Origin of the sequence: Methylobacterium sp. GXF4 (assembly GCF_000272495.1) — a bacterium.
In the GTDB taxonomy this organism is placed as follows: Bacteria; Pseudomonadota; Alphaproteobacteria; order Rhizobiales; family Beijerinckiaceae; genus Methylobacterium; species Methylobacterium brachiatum.
Window position 1 is genome coordinate 79,673 of record NZ_AKFK01000077.1, and the last position, 19,901, is coordinate 99,573.

The following is a 19,901-nucleotide window of genomic DNA, read 5'->3' on the forward strand; positions in this document are numbered from 1 at the left end:
CGTGAAACCGCGGTCTGTCGGCGGTTCTGGATCCCGGGCTCCGCTGCGCGGCCCCGGGAAGACGGGGTGCGTGAGCCGGCGACGGGGAAAGCCCGCCAAGCGCCTCAGAACTTCCCGAGCATCGGGAAATCCACGGTGAGCGTCGATTCCGCCGCGATCGGGGCGTCGCGCTTGCGCGGCTTGCGGTTGAGGACCTGTTTCAGCTTGCTCTTCAGCACCGCCATGTCGAACGGCTTCAGGATGAAGGCGTCCGCGCCCGCCTGGTGGGCGAGGTTGATGTCCTCGAAGTCGAAGGACGATTCGGTGAGCATGAAGGGCGTGTTCATCAGCGCGTCGTCGCCGCGGATCTCGCGCAGCAGGGCCAGCCCGTCCATGGGCTCCATGGTGAGGTCGGAGATCACCAGGGCGTAGCGGCGCGTGCGCAGCCGTTCCAGGGCCTCGGCGGCCGTGGTCACCCCCTCGACGTCGGGGAAGCCGATCCGGGTCATCAGCATCACCACGAGACGCAGGAGCTTCTCCTGGTCGTCGACGATGAGGATCGGGGGCGTATCGCTCTCGGACATCGCTCGGCTCAGATGAAGAGGTGGTCGATGCCCTGGCGGGACATCGCGTCGTTCTGGAGCGCCAGGCAGAGCCCGTGGATCGCGGTCGCCTTCGGGGTCCCGCGCTGAAGCATCGGCAGCAGATTGGCCTTGGCGAACAGGCCGTCATTCGCCGTGTTGCGCTGGGCGCTCTTGAAGGAGTGGACGAATTCCCGCTTGGCGATCTCCCGCCACTCGTTGATCTGCACGTCCCGGTGGCGCTGGTCGGCGCTGACCCGGTCGAAAGTCTCGTGGACCGAGGAGCGCTCGCCCTCGATCACCTGGCAGGCGAAATTGCCCTCGACGATCATGAAGCTGGTGATCACCGAGAATTCGTTCTTCTTCTGCGCGACGCGGCCGATCTCGGCGATCTGCTCCGATCGCTTCGCCGGATCCGCCGACAGAGTGAGGCGCGAGAAGTAGATGATGTGGACGAGGCTCGTCCGTTTCGCCCGCATGACCTCTAGATCCGAAATCCGTATCGCGTGTGCGTTCGGGCGGGACGCGCCCCACCCAGATTGCCCCGTCGACGATCTTCGCCCGCGCCGGATAACACCCCGTAAACGCCCGCCGGCCTGCGCGCCGGACCGGTGCAGCCTTGATCCGGCAGAATCTGCCGGGCCGGCATCCCCACTCGGCGAGGGCTGCCGGGCCGGCGGCGGCCCGTGCCTGACGAATCAAGGGCTTAGCTCTGGCACGGCGGTTGCGGTCCCTTGATCCTGCGGGCCAGTGCGGCGCGTATCGGGATCGCATGCCATGGATCTTTTTACCGCCCTGCAGACCTCGGTCTCCGGACTGCAGGCGCAATCCTACGCCATCAGCAACATCTCCGGGAATATCGCGAACTCGCAGACGACCGGATTCAAGCGAATCGACACCAGCTTCGTCGACATGATGTCCGAGACCACGCCGAAGCGCGAGGTCGCCGGCTCGGTCCTGGCGCAGTCGCAGCTGACCAACACGATCGCCGGCAACGTCGTGGCCTCGAGCGTCCCGACCAACATGGCGATCAACGGCGACGGCTTCTTCACCGTGGTGCGCAAGACCGGCGATTCGAACGGCGCGGCCACCTTCAGCGGCACGAACGTCTACACGCGCCGGGGCGACTTCGCGAAGGACAAGGACGGCTACTTGGTCAACGGCGCCGGCGGCTACCTGACCGGCACCAACCTCGACCCGGTCACCGGACAGGCGACCAGCACCGGGCTGCTGCGGATCGGCGACACGTCGCTTCCGGCCCAGCCGACCACGTCGCTGACCTACGCGGCCAACCTGCCGGCGACGCCGGCCACCACCGCGTCGGCGACTTCCGGGTCCGACGTCTACAACCAGCTTCCGGCGGCCGTGGTCCTCACAGGCGCGACCTTGCCCGGTCCCTCGATTGATCCCAAGGTCGATCCAACGGCTCCTGGGACATTCGTCAATAACAGCATCGCGGGCCCGTCGATCACCGCCTACACGCAGACCGGAGCACCGGTAACCCTGAGCACGCGCTGGGCTAAAGTGCAGGACGCTTCGACGACACCGAAGCAGGATGCGGTCTGGAACCTCTATTACGCCTCCGACCCCACGGCCTCGGCGAATGCGACGACCTGGCAGAATGTCGGGACGGCCTTCACCTTCGATTCCACCGGAAAGCTGACCGCGCCGGCCACCAGCCCGGTCCCGCTCGGCGACGTGAAGGTCGGCGACTACACCTTTTCGGGCATGACCATGAATGTCGGCACGGCCGGGCTGACGCAGTACGCCGATACGTCGGGCGCCGTGACCACGAACACGCTGAGCCAGAACGGCAACAGCGCCGGCACGCTCACCAGCGTGGCGATCGGCGAGGACGGCAAGATCAACGGCACCTTCTCGAACGGCTCGGTGCTGGGGCTCGCCACGGTGGGCATCGCCCAGTTCGCCAATCCCGACGGGCTCAAGGCCGATTCGAACGGCAATTACCTCCAGACCGCCGAATCCGGGCCGGCTTTGGTCGGGCTGAACGGCAGCACGATCACGGGCGCGAGCAATGAGCAGTCGAATACCGACATTGCGAGCGAGTTCTCTAAGATGATCGTAACCCAGCAGGCCTACTCTGCGAACACGCGCGTCATGTCGACGGCTCAGACGATGATGTCTGACCTGCTCAACGTGATCCGCTGAGTGAGGACGCAATCCGAACCGCGGAGGCCGTGAGATGTCGTTGAACGCGCTTTCCACCGCGACCGCCGGCCTTGCGGCGACGCAGGCGGCGATCAACGTCGTCTCGCAGAACGTCGCCAATGCGGGCACCGCCGGCTACGTCAAGCGGACGCTCTCGACGGTCGCCACCGGGACCAACAATTCCGGTGTCGCCACCGGGGCGATCACCCGCAGCTTCGACGCCGCCGCGCTCAAGCAGCTGCGGCTCGAGACCTCGGGGGCGGCCTATACCAGCACCAAGGCCGGGATCGCCTCCCAGCTCGACGCGCTGTTCGGTGCGCCGGGCAGCGCGGCGGCGCTGGACGGCACGCTGAACACCTTCACCCAGTCGCTGCAGGAGCTGTCGGCCAACCCGACCTCCGCGGCGGCCCGCACCACCGTGCTGAGCAACGCCTCGGCGCTGGCCAGCCAGATCAACGGCGCCGCCAACGCGGTGCAGAACCTGCGCACCGGGGTGGAGGCGCAGCTCGGCACCGACACGCGCTCGGCCAGCACGCTCCTGTCCAGCGTCGCGAGCCTGAACGCCAAGATCCAGAACACCACCGACGCCGCATCCCTGGCCGACCTCCAAGACCAGCGCGACCAGGTGATCAACACGCTGTCGGGCTACATGGACGTCCAGACCGTGGACCAGCGGGACGGGACGGTCTCGGTGCTGACCCGGTCGGGCGTGACCCTGGTCGACCGCGGCAGCGCGGCGGTGCTGACCTTCGACGGCCACGGCTCGCTCAACCCCAATTCGAGCTACTCGACCGACCCGACGCAGCGCACGGTCGGCACGATCACGGCGACGCTCCCGGGCGGCGGCAAGATCGACCTCGGCGCGCCCGGTGCCATCCGGTCGGGCAGCCTCGCGGCCGGAATCGAGCTGCGTGACCAGATCCTGCCGCAGGCCCAGCGCCAGCTCGACGACCTGGCCGGGGGGCTCGCCAGCGCGCTCACCGACAAGGCCGTGACCGGCACGGTGACCGGTTCCTCGGCGACCATCGACCTGACCGGCATCAAGGCCGGCAACAGCGTGACGATCCCGGTCACCGCCGCCGACGGCTCGGTCCGCAACGTCACGCTGATCGCCTCGAACGCCGCGACCGCCGCGGTCGATCCGAGCCAGACCGACGATGCCAGCGGGCTGGCCCAGACCTTCAACATCTCGGGCGGCCCCGCGACCTACGCCAGCGCGATCTCGACCGCCCTGGCGGCGCTCAGCAGCCGGGCCACGGCGGCGGGCATCAAGAACGCCCCCAACCTCACCGCCACCGGCACCGGGGCAACGGTCACGATCGGGCCGGCCGCGGCCGGCACCGACAAGGTCTCGGGGGCCGGCGCCAGCATCACACAGCCGACCTCGCCGGGCGACCTGACCACAGGCTACCCGCAGCTCGCCCTGTTCACCGACGTGTCGGCGGCGCCGCCCCCGACCCCGCGGCTGTTCACCGGCTCGTTCGACAGCGGCTCGCAGCTCACCGGCTTCGCGCAGCGGATCTCGGTCAACCCGGCGCTCTCGGGCGACACCACGGCGCTCACGGCCTCCAGCGCCACCGACAAGAGCGCCTCGGGGGGGCGCGCGCAGGCGATCTTCACCGCGCTGACCTCGGCCCAGCAGACCTTCTCGTCGTCGAGCGGGATCGGGGGCGTCTCGGCGCCCTACCGGGCGAGCGTCGTCGGCTTCGCCCAGGACGTGATCGCCTCGCAGGGCGCGGCGGCCTCGAACGCCGCCGCCCTCGACGACACCCAGCAGACCGCCCTCTCGACCGCGCAGAGCCGGTTCTCCGCCGGGGCGGGGGTCAATATCGACCAGGAGATGTCGAACCTGATCGCCCTGCAGACGGCCTACGGCGCCAATGCCCGGGTGCTGACGGCCGCCCGCGACATGCTCAACCAGCTGCTGCAGATCTGACCATGACGACGATCTCTCCCTTCGCGGCCGGCTCCTACATCGCCAACCGGAACACGTCGCAGCTGCTGGCGCTGAAGAACCAGCTGAACGACCTGTCGAACCAGCTCTCCAGCGGCAAGGTCTCGCAGACCTATGGCGGGCTCGGCACCGGGCGCTCCACGGCGCTCGCCGCCCAGGCGACCCTGAGCGCGCTCGACGGCTACGGCGCCGGCATCACCGCCGCCCAGACCCGGACCAATCTCGCGGTCACCAGCCTGACCCAGGTCGCGAAGCTGGGCACCGACGCCCGCACGGCCCTGAACAACGGCCTGCAGAGCATCGCGGCCAACACCACGGCCGGCCGCTCGATCGCGCTTGCCAACCTGCAGACGGCGCTCGATACGCTCAACCAGTCGGCGGCAGGCAGCTACCTGTTCGGCGGCCGCGACGCCACCACCCAGCCGGTGCTCGACGCCGACACGATCCTGAACGGCACCACCGACAGCCAGGGCAACACGCTGGCGGGCCTCACCGCGCTGGTCAACGAGCGCGTCACCGCGGAGCTGGGCCCGGGCGGCAACGGCCGCCTGACCCAGACCGCGCCGAGCGCCACCTCCGTCCAGGTGACCGACGAGGCGAACGCCGCGACCCGGGGCCGATTCGGCTTCACCCTGTCCGGCACCCCGACCACCACCGGGACGGCAATCAACGCCGCGATCACCGGCACCGGCCCGGCCGCCCTCACCATCGGCTTGGCGGGCCAGCCGGCGGTGGGCGACAGCGTCAGCTTCGCGCTGAAGATGCCGGACGGCACCTCCACCACCGTCACCCTGAGCGCGGCCGCCAGTGCCGATTCGACCTCGACCACCAGCTTCGCCATCGGCGCCACCGCGGCCGACACGATGAAGAACCTGTCCGCGACGCTGACCAACGCCCTCAAGGGTGCGGCCACCGGCACCCTGGCGGTGAACGCCACGGCGTCCGTCACCCAGGACTTCTTCACCGGCTCGGCCCGGGGCGGTCCCTCGGGGACCGGGATCATGCCCCAGCGCATCGCGTACGACGCGGCCAAGAACCCGACCGGCTACGTGGCCGCCACCCCGACCAACACGGTGCTGTGGTACCAGGGCGAGAACACCTACACGACGCCGGCGGACCCGACCCAGGCCGTGCCGACCACGGCGCTCGACACCCAGTCGGTCCAGGTCAGCGCCACCGGCCAGGTCGGCACCGGCGCCCGCGCCAACGACAAGACGATCCAGAACGTGCTCGCGGGCCTCGCGACCATGGCGTTCGCGCTGCCGACCACGAGCGACGCCAACACCAGCGCCACCTATAAGACGGTGGTCAGCAAGGCCGGGGCGCTGCTGTCGGCCTCCGACCAGACCAATCCCAGCGTCCAGGACACGGTCACGCAGCTCAGCGTCGCGGCGACGCGCCTGTCGAACGCCAAGACCACCAACACCGCCACCCAGACGACGGTCCAGAACACCCTCGACGGGATCGAGCAGGCTCCGACCGAGGAGGTCGTCGCCAAGCTGCTCGACGTCCAGAACCGGCTTCAGGCCAGCTACCAGGTCACGGCCTCGCTCTCGAAGCTCTCGCTGGTCAACTACATCAGCTGACGCCTGTATTCGGTGCCGCGACCATAGTCCTGCCGCTTTCCCGCAGTGAATCGCGCCGGGCGGTCGCGTGTCGTGCGATCGCCCGATCGAGGAGAGGTCCGCATGGCGCTGTCCGAACCCGTCCACGCGATCCGCCGCCTGGGCGCCGCGGCGCAGATCAGCGCCATCGTGATGGCCGAGCAGGCGATCGACACCTATCTCGACGGTTGCCGCCGGCCCGACGACCGCGCGACTGCGCTCGACATCCTGCTGCGCGACCTCGCGCGGCTGCGGTTGCTCGAGCCTGATCTCGACGGCTTCATCGGCGAGGTCGAGCGCTACATCGATCTGCTGCACCGGGACCTGTCGCGCCGGGCCGCCTGAGATGGCCGGACAGCGGATCGGCTGGCTTCTGGCCGCCGCCCTCGTCGCGGCGTCGAACGCTGCCGCCGCTCGGGAGCTCGAGAAGGCCCCGACCGCCGCGGCGGCGATGGCATGCCCGTCGAAGGGGCCGGGCTTCATGCGCCTGCCCGGCAGCGCGAGCTGCATCCGCGTGTCCGGACGGGTGATCGCGGGTGCCGACCTGCGCCCGGGACACGGCGCCGGCGCAGCGGGCCCGCCCGCGATTGCCGGCCGCCTGGCGATCGACAACCGTGCCGACACCGATCTCGGCGAGGTCCGGACCTACGTGCGGATCGGCAACGGCCGGCGCTGAGCGCGGCCCTACAGGTTCCGCGACAGAACCAGCGGCCCGCTGCGGACGCCGCGCCCGTACGGGGACGGGGCGGGGGCCTGCTTGCCGTAGCCCGACGGGACCTGCGCCCGTCCGATCTCGTCCGCTAGGGACTTGATCAGCCCCTCCGAGACGGATCGCGCGCTGTTGAGGACCGACTGGTTGGCCTCGACCGCCGCGGTGAAGCGGCGATGGGCGGCCCGGAGGGTCTCGACCCCGTCCGGGTTGAAGCGCTTGAGCGCCACGGCGTTGGCCTTGGCGACTTCGAGGCCCTGCATGTAGGCCGCGGCCAGGGCCGCCTTCGGCTCGGCCGCCGCCAGGCCCTCGCGCAGGCGCCCGGCCCGGACATGGGCGGCCTCCTCGGCCAGGATCGCCTCCAGCGCGGCCATGTTGGCGAGCACGCCCCCGACCAGCGCCTCTGCGGTGACCCGGTCGCCGACGCGCAGCGGCTCAGCCCTTTGCATTGACGGCTCCATCGCTCGACGCGCCCTGCAGCTTCATGATCTCACGGAACACCGAATCGGCGATGCCGACGCCGCCGCTCTTCACGATCTGTCCCGCATATTCCTTGGTCAGCATCGAGCGGTAGACGCCGCCGCCGGTGCCGTTCTCGCCCAGCGGGCCCTCGGTCCCCTCCGACTGCATCATCCGGTCGAGGCTGTTCTCCAGGAACATCGACTCGAACTCGGTGGCGGTCTTGTGCGCCTTGGCGGTGCTGCCGGTCTTGAGGATGCCGTCGGACACGCTCGCGGCGATGGATTTCCCGACGCCGGCGGCCGCGGTGGCCGCGAAGTTGGCGAGTGGCAGCATGATTTGGCCCTCCTGTCCTTCCTGGGGCATCGTCTCGTTCCGAAAGCCGGCAACCACCTTTCGGGACGATGCACACGACAATCACATCAGCTCGATATCGGCCTGGAGCGCCCCGGCGGTCTTGATCGCCTGGAGGATCGAGATCAGGTCGCGGGGGCCGACCCCGAGGGCGTTCAGCCCGTCGACCAGCTCGCGCAGGCTCACGCCCTCCTTGACCAGCGCCAGCTTGTTGCCGTCGCCGGTATCGACCTTCAGGCTGGTGCGCGGCACCACGGTGGTGCGCCCGTTGGACAGGGGCGCCGGCTGGCTCACCTGCGGCTGCTCGGAGATCGTCACCGTCAGGTTGCCCTGCGCGATCGCCACCGTGGAGACCCGCACGTCGCGGCCCATCACGATGATGCCGGAGCGCTCGTCGACCACGACCCGGGCGGTCTGGTCGGGCTCGACCTTCAGCTGCTCAACCTCGGTGATCAACCGGATCATGTTGCCGTTGTACTTGGCCGGGATCTGGATCGTGACGGTGGCGGGATCGGTCGGCTCGGCGGTGTCGGCGCCCATGAAGTCGTTGATCGCCGCGGCGATCCGCTTCGAGGTGGTGAAATCGGGGTTGCGCAGGGACAGGCGCAGGGCGCGTGCGTCGTTCAGCTTGAACGCGATCTCGCGCTCGATATTGGCGCCGTTGGAGATTCGGCCGTTGGTCGGCACGCCCCGGGTGATCTTGGCGGCGTCGCCCTCGGCGGAGAAGCCGGCGATCGCCACCGAGCCCTGCGCCAGGGCGTAGACCTCGCCGTCGGCGCCGAGCAGCGGCGTCACCAGCAGGGTGCCGCCCTGGAGGGACTTGGCGTCGCCCAGCGACGAGACCGTGACGTCGATGCGGGTGCCCTGCGCGGCAAACGGCGGGAGGCTCGCCGTCACCATCACGGCGGCGAGGTTCTGGGTGCGCATCGTGGCGCCCCGGGTGTTGACGCCCAGCCGCTCCAGCATCGCCTGCAGGGATTGCTTGGTGAACGGGATGTTGTTGAGCGTGTCGCCGGTGCCGTTGAGGCCGACCACGATGCCGTAGCCGACGAGCTGGTTCTGGCGCACGCCCTCGATCGAGGCGAGGTCCTTCACCCGCGACAGGGCCAGCGCCGGGGTGCCGGCAGCCGCCAGCAGCAGCGCGCCGACGACCAGCGCCGCGAAGGCCGATGCGATGAGACGGAAAGGGTGGCTCGGGCGCATGCCGGGTTTTTCGAGGGTGAACGGACCTGCTCCCCTCCTGCCAGCCCCGTGCCAGCCGGACGTTTCACCTAACTATCTGGCCGAATGGATCATTATTTGGCCGGGCAGCGTCGGGATGGTTTGATCGACCGGCACCGAACATGCCGACCCGGCAGGTTCTGCCGCCCTGTTTACCGGTGCTTAACCCTGCCGGCCGAGTGTCCGGGGAGCGCAGGGGCGCCCGGAGCGACACGAACACGATCATGCGCGTCGAGACTCGCCAGCCGATCCAGAATGCCGGTGGCGTCGCGGCCAAGGCCCGGGTCGAGGGCGGTCGCGGCTTCAGCCTCGATGCGGCGCCGGCCTCTGCCTCTGGCACCGGCGCGCCGGCCGCGGCCGCGACCTTGGCCGGGCTCGACGCGGTGCTGCTGCTTCAGGGCGAGGCCGAGACTCCGCAGGAGCGCCGCCGCCGCGCGGCCAAGCGCGGCTACGACCTGCTCGACGGTCTCGACCGGCTCAAGGCCGCGCTCCTCGGCGGCCGCGTCGCCCCGCAGGATCTGCGCGCCATCGCCGGCCGCCTGGCCGAGCGCTCGGCCTCCTCGGGCGATCCGCGGCTCGACGCGCTCATGGGCGAGATCGAGCTGCGCGCCGCGGTGGAACTCGCCAAGCTGGAAGGCCGGCGCGGCGCATAGATGGGCCGCCGTCCTTGCGAGCGGAGCGAAGCAACCCACGGCAGCGCGCGATCGCGAGATGTGGCGTGTCCCTGGCTTTCTTCGCTCCACAGCAATGACGGAGCGCTTGACGATCGCTACCCCGCCCGCCGCTTCGGCCCGGTGGGCAGCATCTGCGGCTCTCCCGGGCCGGTCTCGACCCCGAGATCCGGCACCGCGATGATCGGCGCGCCGCGCAGGTCCTTGCGGGTGACGATCGCGCCGCGCTCCTCGAGATAGGCCAGCATCCGCCGGGCGCGGCCGCCCGAGCTGGTCCCGTAGGCGTCGGCCAGCATCGCGTCGGTGGGGCAGGGGGCGCCCTCGATCGCCGCGCGGGCGACCACCAGGAACAGGCCGGCCAGATCGTCCGGAAGGCCGGCCGCGATCTCCTGGGCCCGCTCCCAGGTGGAATTGTCGGCGACCGCCCCGCCGGCCTCGGCCCGGGCCACCGCGAGCCGGCGCTTGAATTCCGGCAGGCCCATCGTGTCGCCGCGCAGGCGCCGGATCCGGCAGCGGACGGTGAAATCCTGATAGAGCGTCGCGGGGGTGCAGGCGGCCGCGTCGGCATCGGCCAGGACCGAGGCTAGGACCTCGGCCAGGGCGGCCTCGCGGGCCTCCGGATCCATCGGCTCCTCTTCGGGCTCCTCCGCCGGGGCCGGGGGGCGGTAGCTCGCGAGCTGGACGAGCACGTCCGGGGCCGCCACCGGGCGCGGCTTCGGCCGGGGCATGGGCGGCGCCAGGCTGTCGGCCGGGCTCGCCGTGAGGATCAGCGCCCTTGCATCCTCGGTCGGGTCGGGGAGGGGGACGAGCACCGGCGACGAGCTGCGGCTCACCGTCAGGGTCGGCCCCACCGCGATGGTCAGCGGGCGCCGCGACAAAGCCGGCCCGAGCGCCACGAAATGGCCCCGGGGCAGGTCGCGGAAGGTCTCGGCCTGGCGGCGCTCCAATCCGAGCAGGTCGGCGGCGCGGGCCATGTCGATGTCGAGGAAGGTCCGGCCCATCAGAAAGTTCGAGGCCTCGGCCGCGACGTTCTTGGCGAGCTTGGCGAGGCGCTGCGTGGCGATCACGCCGGCGAGCCCGCGTTTGCGGCCGCGGCACATCAGGTTGGTCATGGCCCCGAGCGACAGGCGGCGGGCCTCGTCCGAGACCTCGCCGGCCGCCGCGGGGGCGAAGAGCTGCGCCTCGTCCACGGCCACCAGCATCGGGTACCAATGGTCGCGGTCGGCGTCGAACAACCCGCCGAGGAACGCCGCGGCGGCGCGCATCTGCCCCTCGGCGTCGAGATTCTCCAGCGACAAAACCACCGAGACCCGGTGCGTGCGCACCCGGGCGGCGATGCGCTGGAGCGCGACGTCGTCGCCGTCGGCCTCCACGACCACGTGGCCGTAGCGGTCGGCGAGGCTGGCGAAATCGCCTTCGGGATCGATCACCGCCTGCTGCACGAGCCCGGCGCTCTGCTCCAGCAGGCGCCGGAGCAGGTGCGACTTGCCGGAGCCCGAATTGCCCTGGACCAGGAGCCGGGTGGCCAGCAGTTCGGTGAGGTCGAGGAGCGCCGGGCGCTCGCCGGTCAGGCCGAGATCGATATCGGAACGCATGGTCGCTCCATAGCATGCCGGGGCGGGATCCGGGCCTCCCCCGGACGCGCTGTCCACGCTTCCCGCGAGGCTGCCGCGCGGCTGCAATGTCGCGGCCGCGCTGGACCCGGGCGCCGCCGCCCTGTAGGGGCCGCCCTCCCTCGAAACAAACCGGATCCCTCACGCGATGGCGGCCTGCGGCCTCGATTTCGGCACGTCGAACACCACCCTGGGGCATCTCGCACCGGCGGGACCCACCCTGCTGCCGCTGGAGGGTACGCACCGGACGATCCCGAGCGCGATCTTCTTCGAGCTCGGCCAGGAGCCGCTGATCGGCCGGGCCGCGACCGCGGCCTATGTCGACGGCCATGCCGGCCGGCTGATGCGCGGGCTGAAATCGGTGCTCGGCACGCCGCTCATGGACGAGGCGACCCCGGTCGGACGGCAGCGTCTGCGCCTGCGCGACATCATCGCCCGCTACCTCTCGGCCGTGAAGGCGCGGGCCGAGGCGGCCTGCGGGCAATCCCTCGACACCGTGGTCCACGGCCGGCCGGTCCATTTCGTCGACGGCGACCCGGAGGCCGACCGGCGGGCCGAGGACACGCTGCGCGACATCGCCCGGGACGTCGGGTTCCGCGAGGTCTCGTTCCAGTACGAGCCGATCGCCGCCGCTCTCGATTACGAGCGCCAGGTCCGCGCGGAGGAGATCGCGCTGATCGCCGATATCGGCGGCGGCACCTCGGATTTCTCGATCGTGCGCCTGTCGCCCGAGCGGCGGGGCCGCCCGGACCGGGCCGGCGACATCCTGGCCAATGACGGTGTGCGCATCGGCGGCACCGATTTCGACCGGCAGCTCAGCCTCGGCACGGTGATGCCCCTGCTCGGCCTCGGCAGCCCGATGCGGCGCGGCGACCTCGCGGTGCCGAACGCCTATTACCACGACCTCGCCACCTGGTCGGCGATCAACCGCCTCTACAATCAGAAGACCCTGCGCGAGATCGACGAGGTGATCCGCGATTGCGCCAAGCCCGACCTCGTCGCGCGCCTGCGCGCCGCGGTGGAGGGCGAGCGCGGCCACGCGCTGGCCGGGGCCGTGGAGGGCGCCAAGATCGCCGCCTCCGAGGCCGGCGCGACCGCTCTCGACCTCGGCCTGATCGAGCCGGGGCTCGCGGCCGAAGTGAGCCGCGACACCCTCTCGACGCAGACCGGCGACCTCGCCCGGTCGGTTGCCGCCCGGATCGCCCGCTGCCTCGCCCAGGCCGAGCTCGGGCCGGAGCGGATCGACGCCATGTTCCTCACCGGCGGCTCCACCGGCCTGCCGCATCTGCGCGCCGCGCTCACCGCCGCGCTGCCCGCGGCCCGGGTGGTGGAGGGCGACACGTTCGGGTCGGTGGGCCTCGGCCTGACCATCGAGGCGGGGCGGCTGGCGGGGTGAGCGCGCGTTAGCCGCCCGGGACCGATGGGCGGCTGGTCCAGGGATCGAGGATCCGCACCCCCGTCGGAGCGAAATCCACTCCGTTGCGGGTGACCACCGTCATCGCGTGCACCAGAGCCGTCGCGGCGATCAGCGAATCCCGTTCGGGCCGCGGGTTCGGGACGTGGAGGGCCGCGCAGCGCAGGGCCACCGCCGTGTCGACGGGCAGGATCCGCCCGGAGAATTCCGGCAGGACCTGTTCGTTCATCCAGGCGCGCAGATGCGCGCCCTGCGCCGGGTCGCGCCGCTCGGCCAGGCGGATGCCGAGGTCCAGCTCCATCACGGTGATCGCCGACAGGTAGAAGCGATCCGCATCCTGGGCCGAAAGCCAGCGCACCACGTTGGGATCCGCCCGGCCGTCACCGACCTTGCGCAGTTCGGACACGACGTTCGTGTCCAGCAGGAACGTCACGACAGATCCGCCGCCCGCGGCAGGTCGCTGGCCGTGGGGATATCCAGCGCGATCTCCGAAAGCCCGGGCTTCGACAGCGCCTCGACGAGGCTGCGGCGCTGCCCCGTGAGCCGCCGATACTCCTCGATGCTCAAGAGCACCTGCACCGGCTCGCCGCGCCGCGTGATGAAGACCGGGCCGTGCTCGGCGGCCTTCTGCGCTTGGTTGGCGTTCTGCTGGAACGCGCGACTGGACAGGGTGGTGACGGTCATGCCCGGCCCTCCTGGGCGACGGAAACGTTGATACGTTAGAACCTTGGCGACCGACGAACAATCCGGATTGTGGCGCAGCGGCTCCCGTCTCTCGTTGCGATCCCGCTTCATGAGGGGACCGGCGCAGCCTCCACCCGCGATCCGCGCCCGAGGCCGGAAGCCCGCGATTGACGGGCCCGCCGCGATCCCCGACAAGGCAGGCGCCTCGCGCCCGGAGAGACCGGCGGCCCATCCTTCCCCTGCGCGCCGCCCCGCCCGATGCTGTTCAACTCCTTCGTCTTCCTCCTCGCCTTCCTCCCGGCCGCGCTGATCCTGCACGCGCTGGTGGCGCGCGCAGCCCCGGCCTGGCGGCTGCCGCTGCTCGTCGTCCTGTCCTTCGTCTTCTATGGCTGGTGGGATGTCCGGTTCGTGCCGCTGCTCGCCGGCTCGATCCTGGCGAACTGGTGCGTGGCCCGCCTCTACCGGCGGTGGCCCGGGCGCTGGCTGATCCCGGGGGCGATCGCCGCCAACCTCGCCCTGCTTGGGCTGTTCAAGTATCTCGACTTCTTCGCCGACCTCGCCAACCTGATCCCGGGGCTGGAGGCGCCGCGGCTCGGGCTGGCCCTGCCGCTCGGCATCTCGTTCTTCACCTTCCACCACATCATGTATCTCGCCGACCTGCGGGCCGGCCGGGCGCCGGCCTTCGGGCTGACCAAGTACGCCCTCTACATCGCCTTCTTCCCGCAGGTTCTCGCCGGCCCGCTCGTGCGCTGGAGCGAGATCATGCACCAGTTCGACGAGCAGCCCTACGCGCGGCCCGACGCCGCCGAGCGCTTCGCCCGCGGGCTGATGCTGCTCACGGTGGGTCTTGCCAAGAAGGTGTTTCTGGGCGACCCGCTCGCGGCCTACGTGAATCCGGTGTTCCAGGCGGCCGCCGCCGGCAAAGTGATCACCGTCGCGGAGGCGTGGCAGGCGACGCTGGGCTTCACCTTCCAGATCTATTTCGACTTCTCCGGCTACACCGACATGGCGCTCGGCATCGCGCTGCTGTTCGGGCTGGTCCTGCCGCAGAATTTCGACGCGCCCTATCGCGCCACCTCGCTGCGCGATTTCTGGCGGCGCTGGCACATGACCCTGTCGCGGTTCCTGCGCGACTACCTCTACATCCCCATGGGCGGGAACCGGCGCGGCCTGAAGCGGCAGATCGGGGCGCTCGCCGCCACGATGACGCTGGGCGGCCTGTGGCACGGGGCGGGCCTGACCTTCCTGGCCTGGGGCGCCCTCCACGGGCTCGGCCTCGGCGCCGGGGTCCTGGCCCGACGGGCGCGGCTGAGCGTGCCGGCGCCGCTCGGCTGGCTGCTCACCAGCCTGTTCGTGATGCTGACCTGGGTGCTGTTCCGGGCGACCAGCTTCGAGGCGGCGCTGCTGATCTTCAACGGCCTGTTCGGCCTCGCGCCCCACGGTTCGGGCTTCAAGTGGCGCACCATCGCGGTGGCGGCCCTGGTCGCCACGATCGGCCCGACCGCCTGGGCCGCGGTGCACCGCCTGCCGCCCAAACGCATCCTGGCCTTCGGCTTCGCGCTCCTGTTCGTCGTCGTCCTCCTGAAGATCGGGGACGATGCGAATTACGAGTTCATCTACTTCCAGTTCTGAGGATGGCGCTCGCTCACCCCCCACAGGACCGGGCCTGGCGCGCTTTCGTCCGCACCGTGCTGCTGGCGATGGCCGGTCTGTCCGCGGCCTATCTCGGCCTGGCGGTGCTGGTCGACCCCTACGACACCGGCCGCTCGACCCTGTTGTCCCGCGGGGCCGTCCGCCCCCAGGGCCCGCGTACCGCCTCGGCGTTGCGCGGCCGCGACCCGGCCTATGCGGGGGCGGTGATCGGCAATTCCCACATCCAGCTGATCGAGCCGGCTTCGCTGACCCGGCTGACCGGCATCCCGTTCGTGCAGCTCTCGGTGCCGGCGACCGGCCCATCCGAGCAATTCGCGCTGCTGGACTGGTATCTGAAGCACCACGCCAGACCCGAGGCGATCGTGCTCTCGTCCGACGCGTTCTGGTGCTCCGACGACCCGAGCTTCCCGAGCGAGCACGGCTTCCCGTACTGGCTGGTCGGCGACTGGCCCGCCTACCTCAAGGGCCTGTTGCGCTTCACCGCCGCGCAGGAGACGATCAACCGCCTCGGCTGGCTGCTGAACCCGCGCCGGAAGCAGGCCGCCGCCGACGGCTGGTGGGACTACGAGTCGAACTATCTGAGCCAGGGGTTCGGCCGCGACCCGGCCAAGAAGGCCGCGCTCGAACGCCCCGTCGGCCCCGAGCCCGAGCCGCATCACGGCGGCCCGTTCCCGGTGGGCGACCGGCTGCGCGCCGAGCTGGCGCGGGTCCCGGCCGAGACCGCCGTGGTCCTGGTCTTCCCGCCCGTCTACGCCCGGGCCGAGCCGCCGGCCGGCAGCCCCCGGGCGGCGGCCGAGGCCGCGTGCCGCGCCGAGGTGCGCTCGGCGCTCGCCATGCATCCGCTGAGCACGGTCGTCGAGGGCCGCGACCGGCACCCGCAGGCCGCCGACCCCGATCTGTTCTTCGACCAGACCCATTATCGGCTGCCGCTCGCCCGATCGCTGACGGACGAGATCGCCGCGGCGATCGTCAGATTGCGCAGGCATGCAGCAGAATAAGCCCTAGACCGTGGCTTGTTTGCCGCAGGTGCGAACGCATTCGAGACAAGTTCCGAGCCCTGCAACGCTGCGCGTTGTCGCGATTACGCACCTCGACTATACGGCACCTCACGTTATCGCCGCGCACCGGCCATCCCCTGGTGGGCGGTTATGATCCAGCGAGGGTGACGCATGGCGAAGGTGACGCTGGAGGACGGCTACGTCCCGTCCGACGACGAGCCCTTCATGAACGACCGGCAGCGCGAGTACTTCCGGCGCAAGCTCCTGAGCTGGAAGAGCGACATCCTGCGCGAGGCGCAGGACACGCTGGTCGCTCTGCAGAGCGAGAACGAGAACCATCCCGACCTGGCGGACCGCGCCTCGTCGGAGACCGACCGGGCGATCGAGCTGCGGGCCCGCGACCGGCAGCGCAAGCTCACCGGCAAGATCGACGCGGCCCTGGCCCGCCTCGAGGACGGGTCCTACGGCTATTGCGAGGAGACCGGCGAGCCGATCTCGCTCCGCCGCCTCGACGCCCGGCCGATCGCGACCCTGTCGCTCGAAGCCCAGGAGCGGCACGAGCGCCGCGAGAAGGTCTATCGGGACGATTGAGGGGCGGCTCCGGCCCGGCGCCGGAGCGCATTCCGGCGCGCGCCGCCCTCGTGCGTGCCGGGAAGCAACCGAGGGCGGCGCGCGATCCCCGGGTGGCCTCGACCCGCCGCCCGGATTGTCCGACCGCGTCGCCTATTGCGTCAGCCGCAGCGCGCCGATGCTCGCCTGGATCTGCTTGAACGCCTTGATCAGGTCGTCCGAGGTGTTGGCCAGGTAGAACTGGCCCGGATTCGTGGCGCAGTTTCGCAGGAGCGTCTGTCCCGCGGCGTCGATCGGGTCGGAGGGGACGCTGAAGCCGATCGTGTAGATCGCGATGTTGACCGCCTTGGCGTTCCGGCAAGCCTCCGCCGTGAGGGCGTCCAGCGCGTTGCGGGCGGACGTCGTATCCTTCACGTTCTGGTTGTTGGGCGGCAGACGCACGTTCGCGCTCGTGTCATTGGCGTTCTGGAAATAACCGGCGGCGAAATAGAGCGATCCGGTGGGGGCGCTCGCGTTGGTCGACCAACTGTTGGTGCCGTCGGTCATTAGGATGATGATCTTGTTGATGGTCGTCGAATTCGAGGCGTTCGACGCCGGCGCGTAGGCCGCGGGCGTGCTGGTCCCCGCGAAGACGCTCTTCGGCGAGAGCGTCCGCCACCCCCACATGAAGCCCTCGTGGATGTTGGTCGCGCCAAGGGGCGCCATGTTGTTGATCAGGCCCTTCAGGGCGCCGGTGTCGTTCGTCAGGGGCAGGAGCGGCCTCGTGGTGCAGCCGAAATTCGGCCCGTTCGGGATCCCGAGATAGCTGTTGGACGTGGCGTTGCGGGGGCTGGTGTACTTGCAGGCCCGACCAAGCGCGGCGTCGTACGACAAGCCCTTGACGGGGCAGGCGCCGCCGGAACTGCTGGTATCGTCGTCGATGTAACTATTGTACGATCGATAGCTGCCGCTGCTATCGCTGAAATCTCTGTATCCGCTGCTAGCGTCTCCCGGCTCATCCGGCGAGAACAGGGGGACAAAATAAGAATCCTTGTTCGCCGCTGTCGGCGCGCCGTCCTGGACGTTGAGCGGATAAGGCAAGGTTTCCAGGCATCCCGCCCAGCCCCAGCCAGAATTGGCGGCCTGCAGCTTGGCGAAGATGTCGAACCGGCTGGCGAAGCCCGATCCGCTGGCAGATAGGACATTGGTCCAGTGGAGGCTGGATTTCCCGGTCTGGTCGATCCAACCGGCATAGCGATTGGTCACCGGATCGACCGCCACGGCGCCGGCGAACGGCACGATCGAGACCCGGGTCGCGCTGGAGAAGGCCGCGTTGGTGTAGACGTAATTGATGAAGTCGGTGGCCGCGCTCTGCACCGCCTGCAGCTTCGACTGGCCGCCGCTCGAGGCCGCCATCGATCCGGTATTGTCGAGGACCAGCGCGATCTCGAAGGTCTTGGGCAGGGGCGTGGCGCATTGCGCGGTGGCGCCCGGGTTGATGCGGTTCGTCCCGGTCACCTTGCCGAAGAACACGGTCGAGAGCTTGTGGGCGGTCAGGGTGATCTGGCGCGGATTGCTGGTGATCGCAAGCGTGTCGACCACGAGGTCGGACGCCCCCATGGCGCCGTTCATCGCCGCCTGCGCCATCCGGTTGAGGTCGGCGTTCGAGGTGGTGAGCGGCGTCTGGCACAGGAGCAGCGCGGTCGCGTCGGTCGCGGCCTGCAGCTTGGTCTCCAGCCGGGTCGCGAAGCCGTAATCGATCGCCGCGCCGGTGAACATCAGCATCGGCACGCTCAGGAAGGCGAACAGGATCGCGACGTTGCCGCCGCGTTCCCGCGCGAAGCCGAGCGACCCCGGCCGGCGGGCGCGATCAGAGTAACGGGGCATCGCAGGCCTTCTGGGTGGTGCCCGGTAGAATGACCTCGGTGTAGGTGTTCGACCCGTAGGTCGTGCCGCCGCGGGTCGGCCACGGGACGGAGGCCGAGAGGGTGATCGTGTTGCCGACGCCCTTGACCAGCTTGACCAGGGCGGAGCCGATCATCGGCGTGTAGCTGATGCTCACCTCGGCCAGCACGTAGCGCATGCCCGAAGTCTGGTAGCCCGCGGGCACGAGCAGGTCGGTGGCGGTGCCCGTCGACCGGGGCTTGGCGTTGCCGTTCGCCACGCTGGAGCAGACCTGCGGCAGGAGGTTCAGCCGCTTCAGGTCGACGCCCATCGCGCTGACGACGATCTGGATCTTGCTGGTGTCGAACGGGCGCATCACCTTGGCGGCGGAGGCGACGATGTCGGTCATCAGCGCCGGGCCGATCGGGTTCTGCGTGTCGCCCTGCGCGGTCAGGTCGGCGACGGTCCGGGCGAGCAGGGTCAGCTTGCGCCACTCGTCGATGGCGTGGGCGAGCTCGGTCATCCCGGCCCAGATCGCCAGCAGCACCGGCAGGATCACGGCGAATTCCGTGAGTGCGCTGCCGCGCCGGTCCCGGCGCAGCCCCGCCGTCCTGCGGACCAGGCGCCTCAGCACGGGTTCTGCCCGGTGACCTGGTAGGGCTCGGTCCGGAACACCGCCGTGGAGGTGAGCAGGCTCGATCCGGCGCCGGTGCCGCTGGTGAACGCCTTGGTGGTGAGGCCCATCAGGTTGAACAGGGTCGGGAACTGCACAGCCGCGGTCACGATCACGATCGTGCCGGGCTTGGCGCAGGCGTAGTTCGAGCCGAATCCGGTGGTCCAGGTGCCCGTGGTGGCGTTGACCGGCGTCGCGGCGCTGGCACCGGCCATCGTGCCGGCGGTGGACACGTCGATCTTGACGGCCTGGCAGTTGAACACCGTCGGGATGGTGCCGGCGCCGGTGCCGCACATCGTGGTCTTCAGCGCCGCCAGCATCGTGGCGGCCTCGGTCTGCGCGGCATTGGCGTTCTGGAACTGCCCGGTGAAGATCGACCGGACCGCGTTCTGCAGGGCGCGGTCGAAGTTCTGGGTCGCCCAGATCTGGAACGCGATCTGGAAGACCGCCCCGACCAGCGCCAGGAACGGCAGGGCAACCAGAGCGAATTCCACAGCGGCCGCGCCGCCCGCATCCCGCCGCAGGCGCGTCAGGAGGCAACCTGAGGTAGGTTTCGCTCGTGGAACTATTTGTACTCGTCGAGTCATTGACTCAGATTGCCGCACGAAGACCATGTGATGCCGTCATGTGCGGCCAATCGTTTGCGAAACACTTAATCCGACCAAGCAGATCACGATGAGTTCAAGTATTCTACTTGGGGTTGTGTGCATCGGTCGGGCGTGGGGTCTGCGC

General features: G+C 70.0%; 21 protein-coding genes. 10 read left to right on the forward strand and 11 right to left on the reverse strand.

Going from position 1 to position 19,901, the window contains the following annotated elements:
- Positions 1-104: 104 nt before the first annotated feature.
- The gene (locus tag WYO_RS21460) at positions 105-563 is read right to left on the reverse strand and encodes a response regulator (protein WP_007566413.1); all 459 of its coding nucleotides are present in this window, start codon (positions 561-563) and stop codon (positions 105-107) included.
- Positions 564-571: 8 nt separating this feature from the next.
- The gene (locus WYO_RS21465) at positions 572-1,039 is read right to left on the reverse strand and encodes a BLUF domain-containing protein (RefSeq protein ID WP_007566415.1); all 468 of its coding nucleotides are present in this window, start codon (positions 1,037-1,039) and stop codon (positions 572-574) included.
- A gap of 298 nt (positions 1,040-1,337) precedes the next feature.
- Here WYO_RS21465 and WYO_RS21470 point away from each other — a divergent pair, with 298 nt between their 5' ends.
- The 5 genes from WYO_RS21470 (at position 1,338) to WYO_RS21490 (ending at position 6,963) form a co-directional block, all read left to right on the forward strand.
- Positions 1,338-2,729 carry a flagellar hook-basal body complex protein gene (locus WYO_RS21470; protein ID WP_007566417.1) on the forward strand — a complete coding sequence of 464 codons (1,392 nt, stop codon included), beginning with the start codon at positions 1,338-1,340 and terminating at the stop codon, positions 2,727-2,729.
- A 34-nt stretch (positions 2,730-2,763) separates the two neighbouring features.
- Entirely contained in the window at positions 2,764-4,665 is a 1,902-nt protein-coding gene (gene flgK, locus WYO_RS21475; RefSeq protein ID WP_007566418.1) for a flagellar hook-associated protein FlgK, read from the forward strand.
- A gap of 2 nt (positions 4,666-4,667) precedes the next feature.
- Positions 4,668-6,269: a hypothetical protein gene (locus tag WYO_RS21480; RefSeq protein WP_007566420.1), complete on the forward strand. Its 1,602-nt coding sequence runs from the start codon at positions 4,668-4,670 to the stop codon at positions 6,267-6,269.
- A 102-nt stretch (positions 6,270-6,371) separates the two neighbouring features.
- Positions 6,372-6,632 (forward strand): hypothetical protein, encoded by a 261-nt coding sequence (locus tag WYO_RS21485; protein WP_007566422.1) that lies wholly within the window; start codon positions 6,372-6,374, stop codon positions 6,630-6,632.
- Position 6,633: 1 nt separating this feature from the next.
- The gene (locus tag WYO_RS21490; protein ID WP_007566424.1) at positions 6,634-6,963 is read left to right on the forward strand and encodes a hypothetical protein; all 330 of its coding nucleotides are present in this window, start codon (positions 6,634-6,636) and stop codon (positions 6,961-6,963) included.
- Between the two features lie 8 nt (positions 6,964-6,971).
- Here WYO_RS21490 and WYO_RS21495 read toward each other — a convergent pair whose 3' ends face one another.
- The 3 genes from WYO_RS21495 to WYO_RS21505 form a co-directional block, all read right to left on the reverse strand.
- Positions 6,972-7,445 carry a hypothetical protein gene (locus WYO_RS21495; protein WP_007566427.1) on the reverse strand — a complete coding sequence of 158 codons (474 nt, stop codon included), beginning with the start codon at positions 7,443-7,445 and terminating at the stop codon, positions 6,972-6,974.
- On the reverse strand, positions 7,432-7,791 hold the full coding sequence (locus WYO_RS21500) for a rod-binding protein (RefSeq protein WP_007566429.1): 360 nt from the start codon (positions 7,789-7,791) through the stop codon (positions 7,432-7,434). The genes WYO_RS21495 and WYO_RS21500 overlap by 14 nt, the downstream gene beginning before the upstream one ends.
- A gap of 81 nt (positions 7,792-7,872) precedes the next feature.
- Positions 7,873-9,012, reverse strand: coding sequence for a flagellar basal body P-ring protein FlgI (locus tag WYO_RS21505; RefSeq protein ID WP_007566431.1), 1,140 nt, complete (start codon positions 9,010-9,012; stop codon positions 7,873-7,875).
- A 242-nt stretch (positions 9,013-9,254) separates the two neighbouring features.
- Here WYO_RS21505 and WYO_RS21510 point away from each other — a divergent pair, with 242 nt between their 5' ends.
- On the forward strand, positions 9,255-9,683 hold the full coding sequence (locus tag WYO_RS21510; RefSeq protein WP_039903625.1) for a flagellar assembly protein FliX: 429 nt from the start codon (positions 9,255-9,257) through the stop codon (positions 9,681-9,683).
- A 116-nt stretch (positions 9,684-9,799) separates the two neighbouring features.
- Here WYO_RS21510 and WYO_RS21515 read toward each other — a convergent pair whose 3' ends face one another.
- Positions 9,800-11,296, reverse strand: a complete 1,497-nt coding sequence (locus tag WYO_RS21515) for an ATP-binding protein (protein ID WP_007566434.1) — start codon at positions 11,294-11,296, stop codon at positions 9,800-9,802.
- 166 nt (positions 11,297-11,462) lie between these two features.
- Between WYO_RS21515 and WYO_RS21520 the strand changes: the two genes are divergently transcribed.
- A complete protein-coding gene (locus WYO_RS21520; RefSeq protein WP_007566436.1) occupies positions 11,463-12,710 on the forward strand; it encodes an Hsp70 family protein in 1,248 nt (415 codons plus the stop codon).
- Positions 12,711-12,717: 7 nt separating this feature from the next.
- On the opposite strand, the gene WYO_RS21525 is transcribed toward WYO_RS21520, so the two are convergent.
- Both WYO_RS21525 and WYO_RS21530 read right to left on the reverse strand, forming a co-directional pair.
- Positions 12,718-13,161 (reverse strand): type II toxin-antitoxin system VapC family toxin, encoded by a 444-nt coding sequence (locus tag WYO_RS21525; RefSeq protein ID WP_007566438.1) that lies wholly within the window; start codon positions 13,159-13,161, stop codon positions 12,718-12,720.
- On the reverse strand, positions 13,158-13,412 hold the full coding sequence (locus WYO_RS21530; protein ID WP_007566439.1) for a type II toxin-antitoxin system prevent-host-death family antitoxin: 255 nt from the start codon (positions 13,410-13,412) through the stop codon (positions 13,158-13,160). Before WYO_RS21530 ends, WYO_RS21525 begins: the two co-directional genes overlap by 4 nt.
- Positions 13,413-13,670: 258 nt before the next feature.
- On the opposite strand from WYO_RS21530, the gene WYO_RS21535 reads away from it, so the two are divergent.
- The 3 genes from WYO_RS21535 (at position 13,671) to dksA (ending at position 16,654) form a co-directional block, all read left to right on the forward strand.
- On the forward strand, positions 13,671-15,044 hold the full coding sequence (locus tag WYO_RS21535; RefSeq protein ID WP_007566442.1) for an MBOAT family O-acyltransferase: 1,374 nt from the start codon (positions 13,671-13,673) through the stop codon (positions 15,042-15,044).
- Between the two features lie 2 nt (positions 15,045-15,046).
- Positions 15,047-16,063, forward strand: coding sequence for a hypothetical protein (locus tag WYO_RS21540; protein WP_007566444.1), 1,017 nt, complete (start codon positions 15,047-15,049; stop codon positions 16,061-16,063).
- A gap of 171 nt (positions 16,064-16,234) precedes the next feature.
- On the forward strand, positions 16,235-16,654 hold the full coding sequence (gene dksA / locus WYO_RS21545) for an RNA polymerase-binding protein DksA (protein WP_007566446.1): 420 nt from the start codon (positions 16,235-16,237) through the stop codon (positions 16,652-16,654).
- 132 nt (positions 16,655-16,786) lie between these two features.
- Here the strand turns inward: dksA and WYO_RS21550 are convergent, their stop codons facing one another.
- From WYO_RS21550 to WYO_RS21560, 3 genes are read right to left on the reverse strand one after another with little or no spacing between them, the layout of a single operon-like run.
- Positions 16,787-18,499: a pilus assembly protein gene (locus WYO_RS21550; RefSeq protein WP_007566448.1), complete on the reverse strand. Its 1,713-nt coding sequence runs from the start codon at positions 18,497-18,499 to the stop codon at positions 16,787-16,789.
- Entirely contained in the window at positions 18,483-19,130 is a 648-nt protein-coding gene (locus tag WYO_RS21555; RefSeq protein ID WP_007566450.1) for a TadE/TadG family type IV pilus assembly protein, read from the reverse strand. The genes WYO_RS21550 and WYO_RS21555 overlap by 17 nt, the downstream gene beginning before the upstream one ends.
- Positions 19,124-19,663, reverse strand: a complete 540-nt coding sequence (locus tag WYO_RS21560) for a TadE/TadG family type IV pilus assembly protein (protein ID WP_007566451.1) — start codon at positions 19,661-19,663, stop codon at positions 19,124-19,126. Before WYO_RS21560 ends, WYO_RS21555 begins: the two co-directional genes overlap by 7 nt.
- Between the last annotated feature and the right edge of the window lie 238 nt (positions 19,664-19,901).

Bases quoted from the DNA above. Each gene is read 5' to 3' on its own strand.
- WYO_RS21465 (WP_007566415.1), bottom strand. From the start codon at position 1,039: ATGCGGGCGAAACGGACGAGCCTCGTCCACATCATCTACTTCTCGCGC.
- WYO_RS21490 (WP_007566424.1), top strand. From the start codon at position 6,634: ATGGCCGGACAGCGGATCGGCTGGCTTCTGGCCGCCGCCCTCGTCGCG.
- WYO_RS21520 (WP_007566436.1), top strand. From the start codon at position 11,463: ATGGCGGCCTGCGGCCTCGATTTCGGCACGTCGAACACCACCCTGGGG.
- WYO_RS21535 (WP_007566442.1), top strand. From the start codon at position 13,671: ATGCTGTTCAACTCCTTCGTCTTCCTCCTCGCCTTCCTCCCGGCCGCG.
- WYO_RS21540 (WP_007566444.1), top strand. From the start codon at position 15,047: ATGGCGCTCGCTCACCCCCCACAGGACCGGGCCTGGCGCGCTTTCGTC.
- WYO_RS21485 (WP_007566422.1), top strand. From the start codon at position 6,372: ATGGCGCTGTCCGAACCCGTCCACGCGATCCGCCGCCTGGGCGCCGCG.
- flgK (WP_007566418.1), top strand. From the start codon at position 2,764: ATGTCGTTGAACGCGCTTTCCACCGCGACCGCCGGCCTTGCGGCGACG.
- WYO_RS21530 (WP_007566439.1), bottom strand. From the start codon at position 13,412: ATGACCGTCACCACCCTGTCCAGTCGCGCGTTCCAGCAGAACGCCAAC.
- WYO_RS21550 (WP_007566448.1), bottom strand. From the start codon at position 18,499: ATGCCCCGTTACTCTGATCGCGCCCGCCGGCCGGGGTCGCTCGGCTTC.
- WYO_RS21510 (WP_039903625.1), top strand. From the start codon at position 9,255: ATGCGCGTCGAGACTCGCCAGCCGATCCAGAATGCCGGTGGCGTCGCG.
- WYO_RS21500 (WP_007566429.1), bottom strand. From the start codon at position 7,791: ATGCTGCCACTCGCCAACTTCGCGGCCACCGCGGCCGCCGGCGTCGGG.
- WYO_RS21460 (WP_007566413.1), bottom strand. From the start codon at position 563: ATGTCCGAGAGCGATACGCCCCCGATCCTCATCGTCGACGACCAGGAG.
- WYO_RS21515 (WP_007566434.1), bottom strand. From the start codon at position 11,296: ATGCGTTCCGATATCGATCTCGGCCTGACCGGCGAGCGCCCGGCGCTC.
- WYO_RS21495 (WP_007566427.1), bottom strand. From the start codon at position 7,445: ATGCAAAGGGCTGAGCCGCTGCGCGTCGGCGACCGGGTCACCGCAGAG.
- WYO_RS21505 (WP_007566431.1), bottom strand. From the start codon at position 9,012: ATGCGCCCGAGCCACCCTTTCCGTCTCATCGCATCGGCCTTCGCGGCG.
- dksA (WP_007566446.1), top strand. From the start codon at position 16,235: ATGGCGAAGGTGACGCTGGAGGACGGCTACGTCCCGTCCGACGACGAG.
- WYO_RS21480 (WP_007566420.1), top strand. From the start codon at position 4,668: ATGACGACGATCTCTCCCTTCGCGGCCGGCTCCTACATCGCCAACCGG.
- WYO_RS21470 (WP_007566417.1), top strand. From the start codon at position 1,338: ATGGATCTTTTTACCGCCCTGCAGACCTCGGTCTCCGGACTGCAGGCG.